General features: G+C 64.5%; 1 protein-coding gene and 1 pseudogene. Both read left to right on the plus strand.

Features of this window, described 5'->3' with window-relative positions:
* A pseudogene (gene aceE / locus ACIP0B_RS28080) lies at positions 1–2,542 on the plus strand (pyruvate dehydrogenase (acetyl-transferring), homodimeric type); the annotation flags it as partial.
* An 11-nt stretch (positions 2,543–2,553) separates the two neighbouring features.
* The coding region (locus ACIP0B_RS28085) for a biotin/lipoyl-containing protein (protein WP_400838384.1) at positions 2,554–4,213 on the plus strand (1,660 nt) is incomplete at its 3' end.

The raw sequence follows: 4,213 nt of genomic DNA on the forward strand, positions 1-4,213 counted from the left end.
GGTCGAACTGGCGACCAGCAGCGGCTCTCAGCTCATTTAAGCGATCACCACGTCTTACAGAAAAACGATACCAGTCTCCCACGAAGCTCGCATGCCTGGCGACCTGTTCATGGAACGCCGCATTCGCTCGCTGGTGCGCTGGAACGCAATGGCCATGGTAATGCGCACTAACCATAAAGAATCAGACCTGGGTGGTCACATCTCAAGCTTCGCCTCCAGTGCGACCCTGTACGACATCGGCTTCAACTACTTCTTCCAGGCCCCGACCGACGAGCACGGCGGCGACCTGATCTACTTCCAGGGCCACACCTCTCCGGGCGTCTACGCCCGTGCGTTCATGGAAGGCCGCATCACCGAAGACCAGATGAACAACTTCCGCCAGGAAGTCGATGGCAACGGCCTGTCGTCCTACCCGCACCCATGGCTGATGCCTGACTTCTGGCAGTTCCCGACCGTATCCATGGGTCTGGGCCCGATCCAGGCGATCTACCAGGCGCGCTTCATGAAGTACCTGGAGCACCGCGGCTTCATCCAGCCGGGCAAGCAGAAAGTCTGGTGCTTCCTGGGCGACGGCGAGTGCGACGAGCCGGAATCCCTGGGCGCGATCTCCCTGGCCGGCCGCGAGAAGCTGGACAACCTGATCTTCGTCATCAACTGCAACCTGCAGCGCCTCGACGGCCCGGTCCGCGGCAACGGCAAGATCATCCAGGAACTCGAAGGCGTGTTCCGCGGCGCCCAATGGAACGTGACCAAAGTCATCTGGGGCCGTTTCTGGGATCCGCTGCTGGCCAAGGACACCGACGGCATCCTGCAGCGCCGCATGGACGAAGTCATCGACGGCGAATACCAGAACTACAAGGCCAAGGACGGCGCGTTCGTCCGCGAGCACTTCTTCAACACGCCTGAACTCAAGGCCATGGTCGCCGACCTGTCCGACGACGAGATCTGGAAGCTCAACCGTGGCGGCCACGACCCGTACAAGGTCTACGCGGCGTACCACGAAGCGGTCAACCACAAAGACCAGCCGACCGTTGTCCTGGCCAAGACCATCAAAGGTTATGGCACCGGCGCCGGCGAAGCGAAGAACACCGCGCACAACACCAAGAAGGTCGACGTCGACAGCCTGAAGCTGTTCCGCGACCGCTTCGACATCCCGGTCAAGGACGAAGACCTGGAAAACCTGCCGTTCTTCAAGCCGGAAGAAGGCAGCGCCGAAGCCCGCTACCTGGCCGAGCGCCGCGCCGCGCTGGGCGGTTTCGTGCCGCAGCGCCGCGCGCAGAGCTTCAGCGTGCCGACCCCGGACCTGGACACCCTCAAGGCCATCCTCGATGGCTCGGGCGACCGTGAAATTTCCACCACCATGGCGTTCGTGCGGATCCTCGCGCAACTGGTGAAGGACAAGGAAATCGGCCCGCGCATCGTGCCGATCATCCCGGACGAAGCCCGTACCTTCGGTATGGAAGGCATGTTCCGTCAGCTGGGCATCTACTCGTCCGTCGGTCAGCTCTACGAGCCGGTCGATAAGGATCAGGTGATGTTCTACAAGGAAGACCAGAAAGGTCAGATCCTTGAGGAAGGCATCAACGAAGCGGGCGCCATGAGCTCCTTCATCGCCGCCGGCACTTCGTACTCCAGCCACAACCAGCCGATGCTGCCGTTCTACATCTTCTACTCGATGTTCGGCTTCCAGCGCATCGGCGACCTGGCCTGGGCCGCCGGCGACAGCCGCACCCGCGGGTTCCTGATCGGCGGCACCGCCGGCCGCACCACCCTCAACGGTGAAGGCCTGCAGCACGAAGACGGTCACAGCCACATGCTGGCCGCCACCATCCCGAACTGCCGCACCTACGATCCGACCTACGTCTACGAGCTGGCGGTGATCATTCAGGACGGCATGAAGAAGATGACCGAAGAGCAACAGGACGTCTTCTACTACATCACCGTGATGAACGAGTCCTACCAGCAGCCAGCCATGCCGGCCGGTGCCGAAGAAGGCATCAAGAAAGGCATGTACCTGCTGGAAGAAGACACCCGCGAAGCGGCGCACCACGTTCAGCTGATGGGCTCCGGCACCATCCTGCGCGAAGTCCGCGAAGCGGCGAAGATCCTGCGTGAAGAGTTCAACATCGGCGCCGACGTGTGGAGCGTCACCAGCTTCAACGAACTGCGTCGCGACGGCCTGGCCGTAGAGCGCAGCAACCGTCTGCACCCGGGCCAGAAGCCGAAGAAGAGCTACGTCGAAGAGTGCCTGAACGGCCGCAAGGGTCCGGTCATCGCCTCCACCGACTACATGAAGCTGTTCGCCGAGCAGATCCGTCAGTGGGTGCCGTCCAAGGAATTCAAGGTCCTGGGCACCGACGGCTACGGCCGCAGCGACAGCCGCAAGAAACTGCGTCATTTCTTCGAAGTCGACCGTCATTTCGTGGTGTTGGCAGCCCTGGAAGCCCTGGCTGACCGCGGCGATATCGAACCTAAGGTGGTGGCCGAGGCCATCGTCAAGTTCGGCATCGACCCGGAAAAACGCAACCCACTGGACTGCTGAGGAGAAACTCTGTGAGCGAACTCATTCGCGTACCTGACATCGGCAGCGGTGAAGGTGAAGTAATCGAACTGTTTGTGAAGGTCGGCGACCGCATCGAAGCCGACCAGAGCATCCTGACCCTGGAATCGGACAAGGCCAGCATGGAAGTGGCGGCCCCCCAGGCCGGCGTCATCAAAAGCCTGAAAGTGAAGCTGGGCGACCGCCTGAAGGAAGGCGACGAGCTGCTGGAGCTGGAAGTCGAGGGCGCCGCCGCTGCGGCCCCTGCGCCTGCCGCCGCCCCTGCCGCTCCGGCCGCCGCGCCAGCCGCTGCACCGGCTGCCGCCCCGGCGGCAGCTGCAGCCCCCGCTGCCGCTTCGGTGCAGAAAGTGCACGTGCCGGACATCGGTTCGTCGGGCAAGGCCCAGATCATCGAGATCCAGGTCAAGGTCGGCGACAAGGTCGAGGCCGACCAGTCGCTGATCACCCTGGAGTCCGACAAGGCGAGCATGGAGATCCCGTCGCCCGCCGCTGGCGTGGTCAAGGCCATCAGCGTCAAGCTCAACGACGAAGTCGGCACCGGCGACCTGATCCTGGACCTGGAAGTGGCGGGCGCTGCGGCCCCTGCCGCCGCTCCGGCCCAGGCAGCCGCCCCGGCGCCTGCCGCAGCCGCCCCTGCCCCCGCTGCCGCCCCTGCGGCGCCGGTGGCCGACAGCGTTCAGGACATCCACGTTCCGGACATCGGCTCGGCCGGCAAGGCCAAGATCATCGAAGTGCTGGTCAAGGCCGGCGACAGCGTCGAAGCCGACCAGTCGCTGATCACCCTGGAGTCCGACAAGGCGAGCATGGAGATTCCATCGCCTGCCGCCGGCGTGGTGGAAAGCATTTCCATCAAGCTGGATGACGAAGTCGGCACCGGCGACCTGATCCTGAAGCTGAAGGTCAAGGGCGCTGCGCCTGCCGCCGCTCCGGCTCCGGCGGCTGCACCGGCTCCGGCCGCCGCTGCCCCGGTTGCCGCCGCACCGGCCGCTGCCGCGCCTGTGGCTGCACCTGCCGCTGCACCGGCCAAGCCGGGCGCCAAGGTTCACGCAGGTCCTGCCGTGCGTCAGCTGGCCCGCGAGTTCGGCGTCGAGCTGAGCGCCGTGAGCCCGAGCGGTCCGCACGGCCGCATCCTGAAGGAAGACGTGCAGGTCTACGTCAAGGCCATGATGCAGAAGGCCAAGGAAGCACCGGCCGCCGCTGCCGGCGCGACCGGCGGCGCCGGCATTCCGCCGGTTCCGGCCGTGGACTTCAGCCGCTTCGGCGAAATCGAAGAAGTGCCGATGACCCGCCTGATGCAGGTCGGCGCCGCCAACCTGCACCGCAGCTGGCTGAACGTGCCGCACGTGACGCAATTCGACTCGGCGGACATCACCGAGCTGGAAGCCTTCCGCGTCGCCCAGAAAGCCGTTGCGGAGAAGGCCGGCGTCAAGCTGACCATCCTGCCGCTGCTGCTCAAGACCTGCGCGCACCTGCTCAAGGAACTGCCGGACTTCAACAGTTCGCTGGCCCCGAGCGGCAAGGCGATCATCCGCAAGAAATACGTGAACATCGGCTTCGCCGTCGACACCCCGGATGGCCTGCTGGTGCCGGTCATCAAGAACGTCGACCAGAAGAGCCTGCTGCAACTGGCTGCCGAAGCCGCTTCCCTGGCTG

The organism is Pseudomonas sp. NPDC089534 (genome assembly GCF_044749305.1).
Lineage (GTDB): Bacteria > Pseudomonadota > Gammaproteobacteria > Pseudomonadales > Pseudomonadaceae > Aquipseudomonas > Aquipseudomonas ekonensis.